Genomic DNA, 18,282 nt, shown 5'->3' with positions numbered 1-18,282 from the left:
GGAACGGTCGCTTCCTTCGTACTCACCCTCTCGGGCTTTCCTCCGGGCTTCCCTTCGGTGTTTCCGACTCTATCAGATCTTTTCTCGATCCGATTCCCTGCCGGCGGGGTGTCTTCGGGACTTTCGACTTTCGGCCGTCCGCCCTTTCGACATTCACTACGTTAGCTCATTGTCTCGGCGACTCATAATCGAGTCTCGCGGGTTCGAATTCGGGCACGCGGGCGCGCCAAAATCCACCCCGGCGAGGGGTTGTAGCTGAGTAGTGGGTTGCCGCTCCGGCTGCAGGCGATTGCCGTACCCGGTTCAGCGGCTCGGGATACATTACGCACCTTGGCAGGACGCGTCAACTTCGGCGCCGCCTCGGTACATGTGCCCGATAGGGGCTCACCGTCGGGTCGCCCGCCACCCAGTAACGCCACGGATGGATGTCGCCGTTCCCGCCTTCGCCGGCGACTCCGGTGCGCGGGCCGTTTCGTACCTGGTCAGCGGCTACGGGCGTACCAGTGAGCATCCGCAGCGGGGTCTCGCCGGTGGCGCACGCGTCCGTGCCGTTCAGGGCGCGGTCGACTTCCAGGGCCGTGGCCAGACGGGCCGGACCTTTGGCCAGTTCCTTGTCGTTCCGGGCTGAAACTCGTCGTTTGCGGGCCAGTTCGACGCCGTCGACGACCTCGCCGGCGCGGAGCAGAACGGCGCTCGCCCGGCCCTCGGGGCCGCAGACGAGGTTCATGCAGTGCCACATGCCGTAGGTGAAGTAGACGTACACGTGTCCGGGGGGACCGAACATCACTGTGTTGCGGGGGGTGGGGCCACGGTAGGCGTGTGAGCCGGGGTCGTTCGGGCCGTCGTACGCCTCGACCTCCGTGAGGCGGACGGCGATCGGGCCGTCGGGTGTCGTACGGACCAGGATCCGGCCGAGGAGGTCCGGTGCCACCTCCAGGACCGGGCGGTCGAAGAACTCTCTGGGCAGGGGCGTACGGTCCGGGGGCGCGATCATGTCCTCCGAGGGTAATGCAGAGGGGAGACCGGCCCGGCGGAACCGGTCGGGGGCGGATCGCGTTTGTAGGTGTCGAAGGTCCTTCGTAAAGGGAGAGTCAATGGGCTTCAAGAAGCTGCTCGCGAGCCTCGGGGCCGGTGGGGCGTCGGTGGAGACGGTGCTGACCGAGGTCAATGTCGTGCCGGGCGGTGTCGTCCAGGGTGAGGTGCGGATCCAGGGCGGGTCCGTGAACCAGGACATCGAGGGGCTGTCGGTCGGTCTGCAGGCCAAGGTCGAGGTGGAGAGCGGCGACGAGGAGTACAAGCAGAACATCGAGTTCACCAAGGTGCGGCTCGGTGGTGCCTTCGAGCTGCAGGCGGGTGCCGTGCACGCGGTGCCGTTCGGTCTGGAGATCCCCTGGGAGACTCCGGTCACGATGATCGACGGGCAGGCGCTGCGCGGGATGCACATCGGGGTGACGACCGAGCTGGCGATCGCGCGGGCGGTGGACTCCGGTGACCTCGACCCGATCAACGTGCATCCGCTGCCGGCGCAGAAGGCGATCCTGGACGCCTTCATCCAGCTTGGCTTCCGGTTCAAGAACGCGGACATGGAGCGCGGCCACATCCGGGGTACGCGGCAGCGGCTGCCGTTCTACCAGGAGATCGAGTTCCACCCGCCGTCGCAGTACCGGGGCCTGAACCAGGTCGAGCTGAGCTTCGTGGCCGACGAGCACGCGATGGACGTCGTGCTGGAGATGGACAAGAAGCCGGGTCTGTTCAGCGAGGGTTCGGACACCTACCGGTCCTTCCAGGTGGGGCTGAACGACTGGATGGGGACCGACTGGGCGGCTTATCTGAACCAGTGGCTGTCCGAGGTCGGCAGCAAGCGCAACTGGTTCTAGGCTCGGGAACTGCTGGTTCCAGATCATCGATCAGGAGGTACCGAGGTGACCGAGCTCAAGCGGCGGCCGCTCCCCCATGACTTCCATCCGCCGGTGCCGTCGTTCACGGTGACGAGCGACGATGTCGAGGCGGGTGCGACGCTGAAGAGCGCGCAGGTCCATGCGGAGGGCAACACCTCGCCGCACCTGCGGTGGGAGGGCTTTCCGCCGGAGACCAAGAGCTTCGCCGTGACCTGCTACGACCCCGACGCGCCGACCGGCAGCGGGTTCTGGCACTGGGTCCTGTTCGACATCCCGGCCTCCGTGACGGAGTTGCCGGCGGGTGCGGGCAGCGGCAAGTTCGAGGGCCTGCCCGAGGGCGCGGTGCATGTGCGCAACGACTACGGGACGAAGGACTTCGGTGGCGCCGCGCCGCCGCCCGGGGACGGGCCGCACCGGTACGTCTTCACGGTGTACGCGGTCGACCAGGAGAAGCTCGGTCCGGACTCCGACGTCTCGCCCGCCGTCGTCGGCTTCAACCTGCGGTTCCACGCGATCGCGCGTGCCCAGCTCATCGGTGAGTACGAGAACCCGGCGCAGGGCTGACCGCATAGTACGGATTCAGTCGAGCGTTCATTGAACGTTTGCCCGCCTCCGGTCTTGGAAGTGATCGGAGGCGGGCATTTTTTATTGCGTTGTCCATCTCGGCGCGCCCGTCCAGAGTTGATCCAAGCCCGCCGGGGGGTGGGCAGGTGCACACGGGAGGTGGGCTGGATGCGGGACACGCTGGTGCTGAACGCGAGCTTCGAGCCGCTGTCGACGGTGACGCTGAATCGAGCCGTCGTCCTGGTGCTGCAGGACAAGGCCGTCGTCGAGCAGGCCCATCCCGAACTGCGCATGCGCGGTGCGGATGTGGACATACCCGCGCCCCGGGTGATCAGGCTGTGCAGATACGTACGGGTGCCGTTCCGAAGACAAGCTCCGTGGTCGAGGCGGGGTGTGCTGGTCCGGGACCGGCACCGCTGCGCGTACTGCGGGCGCAGGGCGACGACCGTGGACCATGTGCTGCCGCGGGCGCAGGGTGGGCAGGACACGTGGCTGAACACGGTCGCCGCGTGTGCGGAGGACAATCACCGGAAGGCCAACCGGACTCCTGAGGAGGCTGGAATGGCGTTGCTCCGGGAGCCTTTTGAGCCGACTCCAGCCGATGCGATGCTCTTGGCTCTGGGCGCCGAGGAGTTCGAGGCTCTGCCTGAGTGGTTGGCCCGGGACGCTGCCTAGTTCCCCGCGCCCCTGACGGGGCGCGGGTACGGCCCGGCGTCGGAAACGATCCCTCAGTCGATGCTCGGCTTCTCGCGGCGTTCGGTGCCCGGGCCGTTGTTCTGTGCGGGGACGTTGGCTCCGCCGTTGCCCTGACCGCCGCCGCCCAGGGGGCCGAAGTTGCCCATGGCGCCGGAGAGGCCCTTGAGGGCGTCGCCGATTTCGCTGGGGACGATCCAGAGCTTGTTGGCGTCGCCCTCGGCGATCTTCGGGAGCATCTGCAGGTACTGGTACGACAGGAGCTTCTGGTCGGGGTCGCCGGCGTGGATGGCCTCGAAGACCGTACGGACCGCCTGGGCCTCGCCCTCGGCGCGCAGGGCGGCCGCCTTGGCCTCACCTTCGGCGCGCAGGATCTGCGACTGCTTCTCGCCCTCGGCGGTGAGGATGGCGGCCTGGCGCGTGCCTTCGGCGGTGAGGATCGCGGCGCGCTTGTCACGGTCGGCGCGCATCTGCTTCTCCATCGAGTCCTGGATGGAGGTGGGCGGTTCGATGGCCTTCAGTTCGACACGGTTGACGCGGATGCCCCATTTGCCCGTTGCCTCGTCGAGGACGCCGCGCAGGGCGGCGTTGATCTCCTCGCGGGAGGTCAGGGTGCGTTCGAGGTCCATGCCGCCGATGATGTTGCGCAGCGTGGTGACCGTCAGCTGCTCGATGGCCTGGATGTAGCTGGCGACCTCGTAGGTGGCCGCGCGGGCGTCGGTCACCTGGTAGTAGATGACCGTGTCGATGTTGACGACCAGGTTGTCCTGGGTGATCACCGGCTGCGGCGGGAAGGGTACGACCTGTTCGCGCAGGTCGATGCGGTTGCGGATGGTGTCGATGAACGGGACCACGATGTTCAGGCCCGCGTTCAGTGTGCGTGTGTAGCGGCCGAAGCGCTCGACGATGGCGGCGCTGGCCTGTGGGATGACCTGGATGGTCTTGATCAGGGCGATGAAGACCAACACCACCAGAATGACCAGGACGATGATGACCGGTTCCATCGTGTTCCCCGTACCCCTCTCCGCCTCGGCGTCTTCGGCAGATCTCGTGGTTGCAGAAGATCTTGCTGGTCGAGTCTGACAGACCATCGCCCAACTCGTGGGCATGATGCCTCAGATGACGATGGCGGTGGCCCCTTCGATGTCGACGACGTCCACTTCCTGGCCCACTTCGTAGGCGCGGTCGGTGTCGAGGGCGCGGGCCGACCAGATCTCTCCGCCGAGCTTGATGCGGCCGCCGCCGAAGCCGTCGACGCGCTCCAGGACGACCGCCTGCCTGCCCTTCAGGGCGTCGACGCCGGTGGCGAGTTGCGGAAGCTGTCTGCCGTGCCGGGCCGCGATGGGGCGGACGACGGCGATGAGCGCGACGGAGACGACGACGAACACGAGGACCTGGATCACGGCGCCCAGACCGAGGCCCGCGGCGACGGCGGCCGCGATGGCTCCCACCGCGAGCATGCCGAACTCCGGCATGGCGGTGACCACGAGCGGGATTCCGAGCGCCGCCGCGCCGACGAGCCACCACACCCATGCGTCGATGTCGTTCACAGGGTCATGGTAGGGCCGGGGCCTGGCGGCGGACAGGGCGCGAAAGGGAGCGGGCCGGGTTCGGGAGGGCCTTGGGAGGGCCCTGGGCGAAGGGTCAGGACAGGGGCAGGCCCTGTGCCGTCCAGCGCTCGCCGACCTGCTCGACGACGAGCGGGAGGCCGAAGCAGAGGGAGAGGTTGCGGGAGGTGAGTTCGAGCTCGATGGGTCCGGCGGCGAGGACCTTGCCCTGGCGGATCATCAGGACGTGGGTGAAGCCGGGGGCGATCTCCTCGACGTGGTGGGTGACCATGATCATCGAGGGGGCGATGGGGTCGCGGGCGAGTCGGCCGAGGCGGCGGACCAGGTCCTCGCGGCCGCCGAGATCGAGGCCGGCGGCGGGCTCGTCCAGCAGGAGCAGCTCGGGGTCGGTCATCAGGGCGCGGGCGATGAGGGTGCGCTTGCGCTCGCCCTCGGACAGGGTGCCGAAGCGGCGGTCGAGGTAGTCGCTCATGCCGAGGCGGTCGAGGAAGGCGCGGGCGCGCTGCTCGTCGACCTCGTCGTACTCCTCCTGCCAGTGGGCGGTCATGCCGTAGGCGGCCGTCAGGACCGTCTCCAGGACGGTCTGGCGCTTGGGGAGCTTCTCGGCCATGGCGATGCCGGCCACGCCGATGCGCGGGCGCAGCTCGAAGACGTCGACCTTGCCGAGGGTGTCGCCGAGGATGGTGGCGGTGCCCTTGCTGGGGAAGAGGTAGCTGGAGGCGACGTTCAGGAGGGTGGTCTTGCCGGCGCCGTTGGGTCCGAGGATGACCCAGCGCTCGCCCTCCTTCACCGACCAGGAGACCTGGTCCACCAGAGCCCGGCCCTCGCGGACCACGGATACGTCCTGAAGCTCCAGAACATCGCTCATGAGCGCGTTGTCTCCCCTTGCAGTGTGGCCGGTCTCGGCTGTCGCGTACGCCTGTGGCTCGGTCCGCCGCGCCTGTGGGCGCAGCCCTTATGAAATCTACGCCACGAGTGCCCCGCACCATTCCATCGGTCCGGTCCTTAGGGTGGGGGCATGCTCTCGGAACCGCGTTCAGGACGCCTTGCCGCTTGGGGAAATGCCCTTTTGGCCGGACTTGTCTCTCCGGATGACGCCGCGCTCGCCATCGTGGGCGAGGACGCCGTGCACCGGGTGGAGGGGCTGCCCGGGGAGTCCGCGCCGGTCGGGCTCACGCTCGCGCTGGGGCGGCTGCGGACGCTGGGGGCGACCGGGCTGCGGGTCGCACTGCCGGCGCCGGGGCATCCGCTGGGGCTGAGCGGTCCGCCCGCGTTCAATGCGCGGGCGCTGGAGGCCGAGGAGGCGGTGGTCTGCCACGGCGCCGCGTTCGGGCTGGTGCCTCGGGTGTACGAGGCCGGGCCGACGGGTGATGTGCATGCCGAGGTGGTCTGGCAGGTGCTGCCGGTGCGGGAGGCGCCGCCCGCCGACGTGCCGTCGCTGGGCGAGGCCGAGCGGGAGCTGGCGGAGGCGCTGCGCGAGGCGACCGAGGTGCTGTCGAAGCTGGACGTCGCCGGGTCGGGCCCGGTGGCGGAGGCGGCGATCGACGCGTACCGGGCGCGGGCCGAGCGGGGCCGGGAGGTGCTGGCGCCGGGGTATCCGCCGCGTGCGGTGCGGGTGCTGGAGCTGGCGCAGCGGGTCGCGCTGCTGGTGTCGCTGGCGTACGGCAACGGGCACGGGGGTGCGGTCAGCTCCTCCGAAATGGCCGCACGGGCGGAGGCCCTGCGGCCCGTCGAGCGGACGGCGCGGCGGGCGCAGGTGGCGGCGTACAACTCCATCGTCGAGGAGCGGGAGCGGGGAGTTCGATAGCCGACGAGGGCCGGGTCACGGTGCGGGCGTACCTGCGGGCTGCCGCCCCCGGACCCCGTCGTCGAACTGGCGGCCCTTGTTCTCGAGCGCCGGACGGGCCGGGGCGGTCGTACGACAACATGACAGGCCTCCCGGTGGGCACCGGGAGGCCTGTGATCGCTGTCGGCCGGACCTCAGTAGTTGAGGCCGCTGTTGCCGAAGGCCGGGTTCAGCACGCCGACCACGCTCACGCTGTTGCCGACCGCGTTCACCGGGATGTGCACAGGGGCCTGGATGACGTTGCCCGAGATGACGCCCGGGGAGCCCTGGGCGTCGCCGCACGCGTGGGCACCCTCCGTGGCGGAGGCCATCCCCGCACCGGCCGCCACCAGGCCGCCGGCCACCATCGTCACGGCCGCGACCTTCTTCAGGTTCTTCACTTTCCAACCCCTCCTAGACGTTCACCGCGGCGGTTCGCCGCAGCACGCACTGGAGAACGGTGGAGATCGCCGGAGGATGCGCCGTCCGGGTGACATTCCCACGACGGTATGAATCTCAGCCTGGGCTGTTGCCGTGGGTGAGGCCTTGGGGAGGGCGTTTCAGCCGGTCACGCCATGGCGTACGGCCCAGAGCGCGGCCTGGGTGCGGTCGGCGAGGTCGAGTTTCATCAGGATGTTGGAGACATGCGTCTTGACGGTCTTCTCGGACAGCACGAGGGCGCGGGCGATCTCGCGGTTGGAGCGGCCGTCCGCGATCAGGCCGAGCACCTCGCGCTCCCGGTCGGTGAGCGAACCGCCTCTGCCCTGGCCGGAGTTGGCCTCCTCCTGGGAGAGCAGGGCGCCGGCGACCTCGGGCTGGAGCAGGATGTGGCCGGCGTGCACGGAGCGGATGGCTCCGGCGAGGGCGTCGGGGTCCACGTCCTTGTAGACGTATCCGGCGGCGCCCGCGCGCAGGGCCGGTACGACCGTGCGCTGCTCGGTGAAGCTGGTGACGATGAGCACGCGCGCGGGATTGTCGAGTTCGCGCAGCCGGCGCAGTGCCTCGACGCCGTCCATGCCCGGCATCTTGACGTCCATCAGGACGACGTCCGGGCGCAGTTCCTCGGCGCGGGCCACTCCCTCGGCGCCGTCGGCGGCCTCGCCGACGACCTCGATGTCGTCCTGCACCTCCAGGAAGGTGCGCAGGCCCCGGCGGACGACCTGGTGGTCGTCGACGAGCAGCACCCTGATCGCGTCAGCCACCGGGGACCTCCATCTCGATCGTGGTGCCCTTGCCGGGCACCGAGTCCACGGTCAGCGCGCCGCCGACCCCGCTCGCGCGGTCTCGCATCGAGACCAGGCCCAGATGCCGTCCGGCGCGGCGGACCGCCTTCGGGTCGAAGCCGCTGCCGTCGTCGGTGACGCGGAGCACGGCTCCGCAGCCGCGCCGCCCCACGCTCACCTCGACGTGTTCGCCGCCGGAGTGGCGCAGTGCGTTGTGCAGGGCTTCCTGGGCGACCCTGAGCAGGGCCTCCTCCTGGGCGGCGGGCAGGGCGCGGAAGCCGTTGCTGGTGAAGGTCACGCGCGCGGTGTGGGCGCGGTCGAGTACCTGGGTCTGGGTGCGCAGGGTGGCGACCAGGCCGTCCTCGTCCAGGGCGGCGGGGCGCAACTCCACGACGGCGGCGCGCAGTTCGTCGGCGGCCTCGGCGGCGAGCGCGGCGACCTGGTGGAGTTCGCCCTTGGCGCGGGCGGGGTCGCGGTCGACGAGCGCCGCCGCGGCCTGGGCGGTCAGGCGCAGGGAGAAGAGCTTCTGGCTGACCGCGTCGTGCAGTTCGTGGGCGAGGCGGGAGCGTTCCTCGGCGATGGTCAGTTCGCGGCTGCGTTCGTAGAGCCGGGCGTTGGTGAGGGCGATGGCGGCGTGCTGGGCGAGGATGGCGAGCAGTTCCTCGTCCTCCTCGGTGAAGCCGCAGCTCCCGTCCCGCCTGGGGCAGTTCTTGTTCGCCAGGAACAGGGCGCCGATGACCTCGTCGCCGTCGCGAATGGGCAGGCCGAGGAAGTCGGCAAGATCCGGGTGTGCGGCCGGCCAGCCCTCGAAGCGGGGGTCCTTGCGCACGTCGGCGAGGCGCTCGGGGCGGGCCTCGCGCAGCATCGAGGCGAGGATGCCGTGCTGGCGGGGCAGCGGGCCGATGGCCTTCCACTGGGCGTCGCTGACGCCGTCGACGACGAACTGGGCGAAGCCGCCGTGATCGTCGGGGACACCGAGGGCGGCGTACTGCGCGTCGAGCAGTTCGCGGGCGGAGGCGACGATCGTCTTGAGGACGTCGCGCACCTCCAGATGCCTGCTCATGGCCAGCAGCGCGGAACTGACCGCTGCCAGGCCGGACCGGGGGCGGTGACTCATGTCCTCACGGTACCGGCGGGGTGTGACAAGCAGATCGGACCTGTGGCGGCGGGGCCCGGTCCGCTGGTCCTAGGGCGGCCGGTGTAGGTCCCGCGGCCCCGGACGTGCGGTGTACGCCGAAGGGCCCCTGCGCATTGGGGCCCGCGTCCGAGGCGGCCGGGACGGCGCCGTTCCTACGGTGTGGTCACCGCCCGACGGAGGCGGGAGGCGATGAGGGGACGGTAGTCATGCCGGTGGCGATCATCACGGGGGCCTCGAAGGGCCTGGGGCGGGCACTCGCAGAGGCACTCGCCGCGCGGGGCTGGGACCTGGTGCTGGACGCCCGGGGCGCCGAGGCCCTCAACGAGGCCGCGGAGAGCGTCGCCGGGCACGGCACGCGCGTGGCGGCGCCCGCCGGGGATGTGACGGATGCCGGGCACCGGGCGGAGCTGGTGGCGGCCGCGCGCCGGCTGGGCGGGCTCGACCTGCTGGTCAGCAATGCGAGCGCGCTGGGTGCCGAGCCGCTGGTGCGGCTGGCCGAGCTGCCCCTGGAGGGACTGCGGGGGGCGCTGGAGGTGAATGTGGTGGCCGCGCTCGGCCTGGTCCATGAGGCGCTGCCGCTGCTGCGGGACTCGCCGGCCGGCACGGTGGTCGCGGTCAGCTCGGACGCGGCGGCCGAGGCGTACGAGACCTGGGGCGGCTACGGCGCCTCGAAGGCGGCGCTGGACCAGCTGGTGGCGGTGCTGGGCGTGGAGGAGCCCGGCCTGCGGGTGTGGGCGGTGGATCCCGGGGACATGGCGACCGACCTGTACGCGGCGGCCGTACCGGGCGACGACGACCGGCGTCCGGCGCCGGACACGGTCGTACCGGCGTTTCTGCGGCTGCTGGACGAACGGCCGGCCAGCGGGCGGTACGCGGCGACGGCGCTGCTGGAGGAGCGGTGAGGACGGTCGTGCGCGTGCCGGAGGGGCTGTCCGCGCGCGTGCCCGCCGAGCAGCGCGGTCCGGGACTGGACCGGGACGCCGTACGGCTGCTGGTCTCGCGCGGTACGCAGGTGACACATCACGCGTTCCCGGAGTTGGGGCTGCTGCTGCGGGCCGGGGACCTGCTGGTGGTGAACACCTCGCCCACGCTGGCCGCGGCGGTGGACGGACGCTGCGGCCACGCGCGTGTGGTGGTGCATTTCTCCACGCGCGGGGACGACGGCCGATGGGCGGTCGAGCTGCGGGAACCGGACGGGCAGGGCACCACGCGCGCGCGTACGGGTACACGTGCGGGTACGGAGGTGCTGCTGCCGGGGAGGGGGCGGCTGGTGCTGGAGGAGCCGCTGAGCCCGCGCGGGGAGCGGCTGTGGTGGGCCCGGGCGGACGGGGACGTCCCCGGGACGCTGCGCGCGCACGGGCGGCCCATCCGCTACTCCTACACCGAGCGCGATCAGCCGCTGTCGGTGTACCAGACGGTGTTCGCGCTGGCGTCGCCGGACGGGGCGGGCAGTGCGGAGATGCCGAGCGCGGCGCGCCCCTTCACCGCGGACCTGGTGGCGGAGCTGGTGAGCCGGGGGGTGCAGTTCGCGCCGATCACGCTGCACACGGGGGTGGCGTCGGCGGAGGCGCACGAGCCGCCGTATCCCGAGCGGTTCTCGGTTCCGGCGGCGTCGGCGCGGCTGATCAACGCGGTGAAGGCGGGCGACCGAAGGGTGATCGCGGTCGGTACGACGGCCGTGCGGGCCGTGGAGTCGGCGACCGGGCCGGACGGGGTGGTGCGGGCGGCCGAGGGGTGGACGGACCTGGTGGTGACGCCCGAGCGCGGGGTGCGGGTGGTGGACGGGCTGCTGACCGGGCTGCACGAGCCGGAGGCCTCGCATCTGCTGATGCTGCGGGCGGTGGCGGGACGGGCCGCGGTCGACCGTGCCTACGAGGAGGCGCTCCGGGGGCTCTACCTGTGGCACGAGTTCGGCGACGTGCATCTCATCCTCCCGGAGGAGGGCTCTCACACAGAGCGTTGCGGCGGCAACTCCTGGTGAAACTGTTACGCGTCCGATGTGAGCCCGCGCATAGGGCCCACATCACGTACGACCGGGCATAGGAGATAAACCATCCCCGCATGAACGGGAACAACGGTCTAGTCTGTCCGGTTTTGCCCTTCCCCGATCCACTAGGGAGGATCGTAGGTCACACCTTTGCCTGGGCATTTTGCGCCAGCTAAGAATTGCTCCGTCGCTCAGCGCCGTGGGTCACCGGCCCGCGGCGTTCGTGTGGGAGGAGCCGATTCCCCCGGCGGACGCAGGAGCGACCTCCGCGCTATCGAAGAGGTCCATCAGCCATGCCCAAGAACATCCTCAACCGTGCTCATAGTGCCCTGGCCAAGCAGCACAAGATCGCCATCGCCGGCGTCGCCGCCCTCGGCACCGCCGCCATCGCCATCTCGGCCGTTCCCAGCAACGCCGACACCGTCACCACCGGCTCCCCCGCCACGGCCGCCCAGGTCGCCGGCAGCACCACGCTGAAGAACGTCAAGGGCACGGTCACCGACCAGCTCGCCCCTCAGACGGTCAAGCTCGACACGTTCGCCGCGAAGAAGAAGGCCGCCGACGAGGCCGCCGCCAAGCAGCGCGCCGAGGCCGCGAAGAAGGCCGCCGCCGTGGCCGCCGCGAAGAAGGCCGCGCAGGACCGCGCCGCCAACGAGGCCGCGAGCCGCTCCGCCCAGCGGATCGACATGCAGCCGGTCGCCGCGAAGACCTACGCCAACAACCTCGACGGCTGGATCCGCCAGTCCCTGGACATCATGAAGCAGCACGGCATCCCGGGCTCCTACAGCGGTCTGCACCGCAACATCATGCGTGAGTCCTCTGGCAACCCGATGGCCATCAACAACTGGGACATCAATGCCATCAACGGCATCCCGTCCAAGGGCCTGCTGCAGGTGATCCAGCCCACCTTCAACGCCTACCACGTGGCCGGTACGTCGTGGAACATCTACGACCCGGTCGCCAACATCACCGCCGCCTGCAACTACGCGGCCCACCGGTACGGCTCGATGGACAACGTCAACAGCGCGTACTGAGGACTGGCGCGGACCTCAGCGACGCAACGCCGAAGGGCGGCACCCCATCGTGGGGTGCCGCCCTTCGCGTCGTACCGGCCCGGTTACTTGCGCATGACCTCCGGCTCGTGGCGGCGCAGGAAGCGGGCCACGACGAAGCCGCAGAGCACACCCAGACCGAGCAGCACGCCCATGTCGGTGAACCACTGGCTGAGCTTGTGGTCCCACAGCGGGTCCGGGTTGGTGGGATCCCAGGGCAGCAGCACGTTCAGCTGGGCCGTGGCGCCCGCCGCCGACACCGCCCAGCGGGCGGGCATCAGCCAGGCGACCTGCTCGACGCCGACCTTGCCGTGCAGCTGGAAGAGGCAGCCGGTGAAGACGACCTGGACGATGGCGAACATCACCAGCAGCGGCATGGTCTTCTCGGCGGTCTTCACCAGCGAGGAGATGATCAGACCGATCATCATCGAGGTGAAACCGAGCGCCATGATCGGCAGGGTGAGTTCGAGGACCGGCGAGTTCTTCAGCAGCAGTCCCTCCTGCGGCACCTTGTCGCCGCGGAAGAGCAGGCCGATCGCGCCGATGATGCCGCCCTGCAGCATCGTGATCAGGCCGAGCACGATCACCTTGGACATCAGGTACGCCGAGCGGGACAGGCCGGTGGCCCGCTCCCGTTCGTAGATGACCCGTTCCTTGATCAGCTCACGCACCGAGTTCGCGGCTCCGGCGAAGCAGGCGCCCACCGCGAGGATGAGCAGGATCGTGCTGCCGTCCCGGTTGGTGAAGTGGGTCCTCGCGGGGCCGAGACCCAGACCGAACTCGGCGGGGATCAGCGTGCTCACCACGCCGAGCACGGCCGGCAGCAGGAACATCAGGGCGATGAAACCGCGGTCGGAGACGATCACCGAGGAATAGCGGCGGACCAGGGTGACCAACTGCGAACCCCAGCTCTGCGGCTTGGGCGGCTTGATCGGCTGCATCGGATGCATCGGTACGGACTGCGGCGCAACGGCGTCGATGTCCGCGGCGTACATCTGGTAGTGCTGCGAGCCCTTCCAGCGGCCCGCCCAGTCGTAGTCGCGGTAGTTCTCGAAGGCGGAGAAGACGTCGGCCCAACTGTCGTAGCCGAAGAAGTTCAGCGCCTCCTCCGGCGGGCCGAAGTACGCGACCGCGCCGCCCGGCGCCATCACCAGCAGCTTGTCGCACAGCGCCAGCTCGGCCACCGAGTGGGTGACCACGAGGACCGTACGGCCGTCGTCGGCGAGGCCGCGCAGCAGCTGCATGACGTCGCGGTCCATGCCCGGGTCGAGGCCCGAGGTCGGCTCGTCCAGGAAGATCAGCGACGGCTTGGTGAGCAGCTCCAGGGCCACCGAGACACGCTTGCGCTGGCCGCCGGACAAGGACGTGACCTTCTTGTCCATGTGGATGTCGAGCTTGAGCTCCCGCAGCACCTCGTCGATGCGGGAGTCGCGCTCCTGCGCCGTGGTGTCGGCCGGGAAGCGCAGCTTGGCCGCGTACTTCAGGGCCTTCTTGACGGTCAGCTCCTTGTGCAGGATGTCGTCCTGCGGGACCAGACCGATGCGCTGGCGCAGTTCGGCGAACTGCTTGTACAGGTTCCGGTTGTCGTACAGGACCTCGCCCTGGTTGGCGGGCCGGTAGCCGGTGAGCGCCTTGAGCAGGGTCGACTTGCCGGAGCCGGACGGGCCGATGACCGCTATCAGGGACTTCTCCGGGACACCGAAGGAGACGTCCTTCAGGATCTGCTTGCCGCCGTCGACCGTGACGGTCAGATGGCGCGCGGAGAAGGAGACCTCACCGGTGTCGACGAACTCCTCGAGCCGGTCGCCGACGATCCGGAACGTGGAGTGGCCGACGCCGACGATGTCGGCCGGGCCCAGCTGGACCGAGCCGCCCTTGGGGATCGGCTGGCCGTTGACGTAGGTGCCGTTGTGCGAGCCGAGGTCGCGGATCTCCAGCCGGCCGTCGGGCGTGGCGTGGAACTCGGCGTGGTTCCGGGAGACCTGGAGGTCGGAGACGACCAGGTCGTTCTCCAGCGCACGGCCGATGCGCATCACCCGGCCGACGGCGAACTGGTGGAACGTGGTCGGGCTGCGGTCGCCGTAGACCGGCGGCGCCCCCGCGCCACCACCGGGTGTGTTCTGCGCGTACTGATCCGCGGGCCCCGCCTGCTGCTGCGGGAACGCGGGCGCCTGCTGCTGCCAGCCCTGCTGCGGCTGCTGTGCGGGCGCCTGGTGCGGTACGGCCTGCTGCGGGGCCGGTGCCTGCTGGGCCTGCGGCTGTGCGGCCTGTTGGGAGGCGGGCGCCTGCTGGGCCCAGCCCGGCGCCCCGGCGCCCTGCGCGGCGTACGGCGCCGGCTGCTGCCCGCCCACCGCGGCGCCCGACAGGTTCAGCCGCGGTCCGTCGGTCGCGTTGCCGAGGTGCAGCGACGCGCCCGGCCCGATCTCCACCTGCTGGATCCGCCGGCCCTGCACGAACGTGCCGTTGGTGCTGCCATGGTCCTCGATGACCCAACTGCGACCGTTGAAGCTGACCGTGGCGTGCCGCCAGGACACCCTGGCGTCGTCGAAGACGATGTCACCCTGCGGATCGCGGCCGAGGGTGTAGGGCCTGGACGGGTCCAACGTCCAGGTCCGTCCGTTTGATTCCAGTACGAGTTCCGGCACTCCATGCCCCACTGAGTTGTCCCCCGAATTACCCCCATCACAGGGAGTCTAGGGATGTCGAACATCGGGGGGAACTATTTCAGGCTCCGCCCGCTGACCGAAACCCGGGCCTTGTCAACGGGCGCCCGCGCACGCTCCAACTCGCCCCGTTGACGGGGTTGAAACCGGGCCGGAGAGTGGTAATCCCGGCGAGGGGGACACGCGCGGCTCCGGTGCCGCGCCGCGGATCGGGGGTCTGTCTGCCATGAGGTCTGCCACGAACGCCGAGACCACGCCGCGCGCCGCGACGGTGCCCTGGAAGGACGTCCTGCTGTCCACGATCGCCGCGGTGAGCTGGGCGTTGATCGGGATGGCGGGCACGGCCGCGCTCGGCCTGCACCTCCTGCGAGCGGACACGGCGGGTTCACTGGGCCCCATGACGGCGGCCGTTGTGGCCCTCGCGGCGGGTGGTTCGGTCACGCCGTCGGGCGATGTGTCCGCCTTCGGACTGAAAGGCGCCGAGGCCCACACCGCCATCGAGATCACGCCACTCGGGGTGAGCCTGGCCGGCGCCCTGCTGCTGTCGTGGCTCTTCCTACGGTCCCTGCGCACGGCCGGAGTTGTCGTCGCACCCGCCGAACTCCTCGCCCGCGCGGGCACCGTGGTCGCGCTCTTCGTCGCCATGCTGGGCGGTCTCACCTGGGCCGGTCACGACATCGTCACGATCGACGGCGGCTCGCTCGGGCTGGACAGGCTGCCGGGCGGGGGCGGCACGGGAGGTGGCGGACTGAGCATCCCCGGCCTCGGCGACGTGGGCGGACTGCTGCCGGACCGGATCGGCGACCTCGTCCACGCCAAGGCCGCGGTCGGCTTCACCGTGGACACGGCGGCCACGCTGCTCGGCGGCGCCCTCTGGTGTGCCGGCGTCCTGCTGATCGCCCTGCTCGCCTCCCGCCGCGCTCCCCTGCCACCCGGCTGGTCCGTCGTGCACCGGGCGGTACGGCCCGCGGTCTCGGCGCTGGTCACCGTGCTGCTTCTGGCCGTGGCGGCGGGGCTCGCGGCGGCGGCGTACGCGGCGATCGGCGACGACCATCCCGGGCGGATCGCCGGCGCGGCCCTGCTCGGCACGCCGAACGGGGTCTGGCTCGGCCTCCCCCTCGGTCTCTTCGTGCCCTGGGACGGCCACGCCACCGGCGTCCTCGGCAGGTTCCTCCCCCACCCGCTGGACCAGCTCCTCGGTGCGCACACCGACCAGCCCGTGACGCTGGGCCGGCTGGCCGACCTGGACGGCCGGGTGTGGCTGCTGGCCGTCGCCGCGGCGCTGGCGATGCTGCTGGCCGGTGTCCTCACGGCGGTCCGCACACCGGTGGGACGGCAGGCCGACACCGCCGGGGGACCGCAGGCCGAAAGCGCCGGGGGACGGCAGGCCGACAGCGCCCTGGCTTTCGCCGCCCGGTGCGGCCTGCGCCTCGGCGTCACCACCGCGCTCGCCCTGCCGCTGCTCGCCTGGCTGACGGGCGTGTCCGTCACCTCGTCCCTGTCCGTGCTCGGCTTCGACGCCTTCGGCGCCGGCCTCGAACTGCACGGCCGCCTCGGCACGGCACTGCTGCTCGGTGCGGGGTGGGGCGCGGGCGCCGGAGCGATCGGGGCGCTGACGGCCTGGGCGACCGGGGCGGCGGGGGCACGAGCGGCGTGGGCGCCGTGGGCGGCGTGGGCGGCCCGGGGGGCACCGGGGAACGCGGTTGTCGGGGGTGACGGTGGGAGGCCGGTGTACGGCGGTGCGGGCGGGGGTGAGGCCGAGGGCTTGAGGTACGGGGGTGCGGTCGAGTCCGCTCGGTACGGTGGCCCCGGCGACGGCGGCGCCGGTCGTCCCGGGCTCCGCGACGGTGTCGGGCCGTACGCGCCGGGTACGCCGTACCGGCCGCCGAACCCGGACACGAATCCCTATCTGCGGGTGCCGGAGGACCTCCAGGTGCCACAGGACCTGCGCGAGGAGCCGCCGGGTGCCGGGCCGACGGCCGCCGGGGACGACGCGTACGGCGCCCCGACCATCGCCCGGCCGCTCGACGCCGCTCCCCCACCGCCTCGGCGCCGTCCCACGGCGCGGCGGGGCGACCGCTCGCACGGGTCGGACGGCACCGAATGGCCGCCGCCGCCCCCTCCGCCGCCGCCCCCGGCACCGCCGGGGAAGCCGAAGCACCGCGGGTGAGTCGGCCGAGGGCGTGCAAGGGTGAGTCGGCCGGGGCGTGCAAGGGCGCATGTCCTGCCCGTCACCGCATCTCGTGGCACAGTCGTGGTGGGGCCGGGGGCCGCCGTGTGGGGGCGGGCGGTGTCTCCCGGTGGCAAGATCCCTGACACCGGCGCGACATCCATTGTTCCGTGTCCGTCAGTCGGACCTCGACGGCGGACGGCACTGGGTGCCGGATACGGTGGTGACACCATGAGCGCTTCGCAGACCTCCGCTGAACAGACCCCCGAGGCCCCCACCCTCCTCGTCAAGATCTTCGGCAAGGACCGGCCGGGCATCACGGCGGGCCTCTTCGACACCCTCGCCGCCTACGTCGTCGACGTGGTCGACATCGAGCAGGTCGTCACCCGGGGCCGCCTGGTGCTGTGCGCTCTGGTCACGCAGCCGCCGGCCGGTCTGGAGGGCGACCTGAGGGCCACCGTGCACAGCTGGGCCGAGTCGATGAAGATGCAGGCGGAGATCATCTCGGGGCACGGCGACAACCGGCCGCGCGGGCTCGGCCGTTCGCTGGTGACCGTCCTCGGCCATCCGCTGACCGCCGAGTCGACGGCCGCCATCGCCGACCGGATCGCGAAGGCCGGCGGCAACATCGACCGTATCTTCCGGCTGGCCAAGTACCCGGTGACCGCAGTGGAGTTCGCGGTTTCCGGCGTGGAGACGGAGCCGCTGCGCACGGCCCTGGCCACGGACGCGGCGGCACTGGGTGTCGACGTCGCGGTCGTCGCGGCGGGCCTGCACCGGCGCGCGCAGCGCCTGGTGGTCATGGACGTGGACTCCACGCTGATCCAGGACGAGGTCATCGAGCTGTTCGCGGCGCACGCCGGCTGCGAGGACAAGGTCGCCGAGGTGACGGCGGCGGCGATGCGCGGGGAGCTGGACTTCGAGCAGTCGCTGCACGCGCGCGTGGCGCTGCTGAAGGGGCTGGACGCCGCCGTGGTGGAGAAGGTGCGCAACGAGGTCCGGCTGACGCCGGGCGCCCGCACCCTGATCCGCACGCTGAAGCGGCTCGGCTACCAGGTGGGTGTCGTCTCCGGTGGCTTCACCCAGGTCACGGACGATCTGAAGGAACGGTTGGGCCTGGACTTCGCGCAGGCCAACACGCTGGAGATCGTCGACGGCAAGCTCACCGGCCGGGTCACCGGCGAGATCGTGGACCGCGCGGGCAAGGCGCGGCTGCTGCGCCGGTTCGCCGCGGAGGCCGGGGTACCCCTGTCGCAGACGGTGGCGATCGGCGACGGCGCGAACGACCTGGACATGCTGAACGCGGCCGGTCTCGGCGTCGCCTTCAACGCCAAGCCGGTGGTCCGCGAGGCGGCGCACACGGCGGTGAACTTCCCCTTCCTCGACACGGTCCTGTATCTGCTGGGCGTCACCCGCGAAGAGGTCGAGGCCGCCGACACGCACGACGAGGGCTGAAGCGGCCCGGATGCGGTGGGGGCCCGGCACCTGGAGGTGCCGGGCC

General features: G+C 71.0%; 17 protein-coding genes. 9 read left to right on the top strand and 8 right to left on the bottom strand.

Going from position 1 to position 18,282, the window contains the following annotated elements; genetic code table 11:
• Positions 1 to 343: 343 nt before the first annotated feature.
• Positions 344 to 994: a DNA-3-methyladenine glycosylase gene (locus ACWGJ5_RS45780; RefSeq protein ID WP_453315516.1), complete on the bottom strand. Its 651-nt coding sequence runs from the start codon at positions 992 to 994 to the stop codon at positions 344 to 346.
• A gap of 100 nt (positions 995 to 1,094) precedes the next feature.
• Between ACWGJ5_RS45780 and ACWGJ5_RS45775 the strand changes: the two genes are divergently transcribed.
• The 3 genes from ACWGJ5_RS45775 (at position 1,095) to ACWGJ5_RS45765 (ending at position 3,137) form a co-directional block, all read left to right on the top strand.
• Positions 1,095 to 1,877, top strand: coding sequence for a sporulation protein (locus ACWGJ5_RS45775; RefSeq protein ID WP_453315515.1), 783 nt, complete (start codon positions 1,095 to 1,097; stop codon positions 1,875 to 1,877).
• 45 nt (positions 1,878 to 1,922) lie between these two features.
• Positions 1,923 to 2,462, top strand: coding sequence for a YbhB/YbcL family Raf kinase inhibitor-like protein (locus tag ACWGJ5_RS45770; RefSeq protein WP_453315514.1), 540 nt, complete (start codon positions 1,923 to 1,925; stop codon positions 2,460 to 2,462).
• A 168-nt stretch (positions 2,463 to 2,630) separates the two neighbouring features.
• Positions 2,631 to 3,137 carry an HNH endonuclease gene (locus ACWGJ5_RS45765; RefSeq protein ID WP_228623854.1) on the top strand — a complete coding sequence of 169 codons (507 nt, stop codon included), beginning with the start codon at positions 2,631 to 2,633 and terminating at the stop codon, positions 3,135 to 3,137.
• A 53-nt stretch (positions 3,138 to 3,190) separates the two neighbouring features.
• Here the strand turns inward: ACWGJ5_RS45765 and ACWGJ5_RS45760 are convergent, their stop codons facing one another.
• The 3 genes from ACWGJ5_RS45760 to ACWGJ5_RS45750 all read right to left on the bottom strand — a co-directional run bounded on the left by ACWGJ5_RS45760 (position 3,191) and on the right by ACWGJ5_RS45750 (position 5,591).
• Positions 3,191 to 4,159, bottom strand: coding sequence for an SPFH domain-containing protein (locus ACWGJ5_RS45760; RefSeq protein ID WP_055710140.1), 969 nt, complete (start codon positions 4,157 to 4,159; stop codon positions 3,191 to 3,193).
• Between the two features lie 111 nt (positions 4,160 to 4,270).
• Positions 4,271 to 4,705, bottom strand: a complete 435-nt coding sequence (locus ACWGJ5_RS45755; protein ID WP_453315513.1) for an NfeD family protein — start codon at positions 4,703 to 4,705, stop codon at positions 4,271 to 4,273.
• Between the two features lie 94 nt (positions 4,706 to 4,799).
• Positions 4,800 to 5,591, bottom strand: a complete 792-nt coding sequence (locus ACWGJ5_RS45750) for an ABC transporter ATP-binding protein (protein WP_228623860.1) — start codon at positions 5,589 to 5,591, stop codon at positions 4,800 to 4,802.
• 150 nt (positions 5,592 to 5,741) lie between these two features.
• Here ACWGJ5_RS45750 and ACWGJ5_RS45745 point away from each other — a divergent pair, with 150 nt between their 5' ends.
• On the top strand, positions 5,742 to 6,530 hold the full coding sequence (locus tag ACWGJ5_RS45745; protein ID WP_453315512.1) for a hypothetical protein: 789 nt from the start codon (positions 5,742 to 5,744) through the stop codon (positions 6,528 to 6,530).
• A 173-nt stretch (positions 6,531 to 6,703) separates the two neighbouring features.
• Here the strand turns inward: ACWGJ5_RS45745 and ACWGJ5_RS45740 are convergent, their stop codons facing one another.
• The 3 genes from ACWGJ5_RS45740 to ACWGJ5_RS45730 all read right to left on the bottom strand — a co-directional run bounded on the left by ACWGJ5_RS45740 (position 6,704) and on the right by ACWGJ5_RS45730 (position 8,888).
• A complete protein-coding gene (locus ACWGJ5_RS45740) occupies positions 6,704 to 6,949 on the bottom strand; it encodes a chaplin (protein ID WP_453315511.1) in 246 nt (81 codons plus the stop codon).
• 159 nt (positions 6,950 to 7,108) lie between these two features.
• On the bottom strand, positions 7,109 to 7,750 hold the full coding sequence (locus tag ACWGJ5_RS45735; protein ID WP_450676113.1) for a response regulator: 642 nt from the start codon (positions 7,748 to 7,750) through the stop codon (positions 7,109 to 7,111).
• Positions 7,743 to 8,888, bottom strand: coding sequence for a GAF domain-containing sensor histidine kinase (locus ACWGJ5_RS45730; RefSeq protein ID WP_453315510.1), 1,146 nt, complete (start codon positions 8,886 to 8,888; stop codon positions 7,743 to 7,745). Before ACWGJ5_RS45730 ends, ACWGJ5_RS45735 begins: the two co-directional genes overlap by 8 nt.
• A 227-nt stretch (positions 8,889 to 9,115) precedes the next feature.
• On the opposite strand from ACWGJ5_RS45730, the gene ACWGJ5_RS45725 reads away from it, so the two are divergent.
• From ACWGJ5_RS45725 to ACWGJ5_RS45715, 3 genes are all read left to right on the top strand, one after another.
• The gene (locus tag ACWGJ5_RS45725) at positions 9,116 to 9,811 is read left to right on the top strand and encodes an SDR family NAD(P)-dependent oxidoreductase (protein ID WP_453315509.1); all 696 of its coding nucleotides are present in this window, start codon (positions 9,116 to 9,118) and stop codon (positions 9,809 to 9,811) included.
• Positions 9,808 to 10,890, top strand: coding sequence for an S-adenosylmethionine:tRNA ribosyltransferase-isomerase (locus ACWGJ5_RS45720; RefSeq protein ID WP_453315508.1), 1,083 nt, complete (start codon positions 9,808 to 9,810; stop codon positions 10,888 to 10,890). Before ACWGJ5_RS45725 ends, ACWGJ5_RS45720 begins: the two co-directional genes overlap by 4 nt.
• A gap of 299 nt (positions 10,891 to 11,189) precedes the next feature.
• On the top strand, positions 11,190 to 11,930 hold the full coding sequence (locus ACWGJ5_RS45715; protein WP_453315507.1) for a transglycosylase SLT domain-containing protein: 741 nt from the start codon (positions 11,190 to 11,192) through the stop codon (positions 11,928 to 11,930).
• Positions 11,931 to 12,013: 83 nt separating this feature from the next.
• Here the strand turns inward: ACWGJ5_RS45715 and ACWGJ5_RS45710 are convergent, their stop codons facing one another.
• Positions 12,014 to 14,593 carry an FHA domain-containing protein gene (locus ACWGJ5_RS45710; RefSeq protein WP_453315506.1) on the bottom strand — a complete coding sequence of 860 codons (2,580 nt, stop codon included), beginning with the start codon at positions 14,591 to 14,593 and terminating at the stop codon, positions 12,014 to 12,016.
• A gap of 244 nt (positions 14,594 to 14,837) precedes the next feature.
• On the opposite strand from ACWGJ5_RS45710, the gene ACWGJ5_RS45705 reads away from it, so the two are divergent.
• Entirely contained in the window at positions 14,838 to 16,781 is a 1,944-nt protein-coding gene (locus tag ACWGJ5_RS45705) for a streptophobe family protein (RefSeq protein ID WP_453315505.1), read from the top strand.
• A 231-nt stretch (positions 16,782 to 17,012) separates the two neighbouring features.
• Positions 17,013 to 18,236 (top strand): phosphoserine phosphatase SerB, encoded by a 1,224-nt coding sequence (gene serB, locus ACWGJ5_RS45700; protein ID WP_453315504.1) that lies wholly within the window; start codon positions 17,013 to 17,015, stop codon positions 18,234 to 18,236.
• The last annotated feature ends 46 nt before the right edge of the window (positions 18,237 to 18,282 follow it).

Source organism: Streptomyces sp. NPDC054783 (assembly GCF_053611725.1).
Note: the sequence above shows the minus strand (reverse complement) of the source record. Positions and strands in the feature narration are given on the sequence as shown.

What these genes read in the sequence shown, in the direction of transcription:
- ACWGJ5_RS45705 (WP_453315505.1), top strand. Translation starts at nt 14,838, where the DNA reads ATGAGGTCTGCCACGAACGCCGAGACCACGCCGCGCGCCGCGACGGTG.
- ACWGJ5_RS45775 (WP_453315515.1), top strand. Translation starts at nt 1,095, where the DNA reads ATGGGCTTCAAGAAGCTGCTCGCGAGCCTCGGGGCCGGTGGGGCGTCG.
- ACWGJ5_RS45765 (WP_228623854.1), top strand. Translation starts at nt 2,631, where the DNA reads ATGCGGGACACGCTGGTGCTGAACGCGAGCTTCGAGCCGCTGTCGACG.
- ACWGJ5_RS45760 (WP_055710140.1), bottom strand. Translation starts at nt 4,159, where the DNA reads ATGGAACCGGTCATCATCGTCCTGGTCATTCTGGTGGTGTTGGTCTTC.
- serB (WP_453315504.1), top strand. Translation starts at nt 17,013, where the DNA reads ATGAGCGCTTCGCAGACCTCCGCTGAACAGACCCCCGAGGCCCCCACC.
- ACWGJ5_RS45780 (WP_453315516.1), bottom strand. Translation starts at nt 994, where the DNA reads ATGATCGCGCCCCCGGACCGTACGCCCCTGCCCAGAGAGTTCTTCGAC.
- ACWGJ5_RS45745 (WP_453315512.1), top strand. Translation starts at nt 5,742, where the DNA reads ATGCTCTCGGAACCGCGTTCAGGACGCCTTGCCGCTTGGGGAAATGCC.
- ACWGJ5_RS45725 (WP_453315509.1), top strand. Translation starts at nt 9,116, where the DNA reads ATGCCGGTGGCGATCATCACGGGGGCCTCGAAGGGCCTGGGGCGGGCA.
- ACWGJ5_RS45750 (WP_228623860.1), bottom strand. Translation starts at nt 5,591, where the DNA reads ATGAGCGATGTTCTGGAGCTTCAGGACGTATCCGTGGTCCGCGAGGGC.
- ACWGJ5_RS45730 (WP_453315510.1), bottom strand. Translation starts at nt 8,888, where the DNA reads ATGAGTCACCGCCCCCGGTCCGGCCTGGCAGCGGTCAGTTCCGCGCTG.
- ACWGJ5_RS45715 (WP_453315507.1), top strand. Translation starts at nt 11,190, where the DNA reads ATGCCCAAGAACATCCTCAACCGTGCTCATAGTGCCCTGGCCAAGCAG.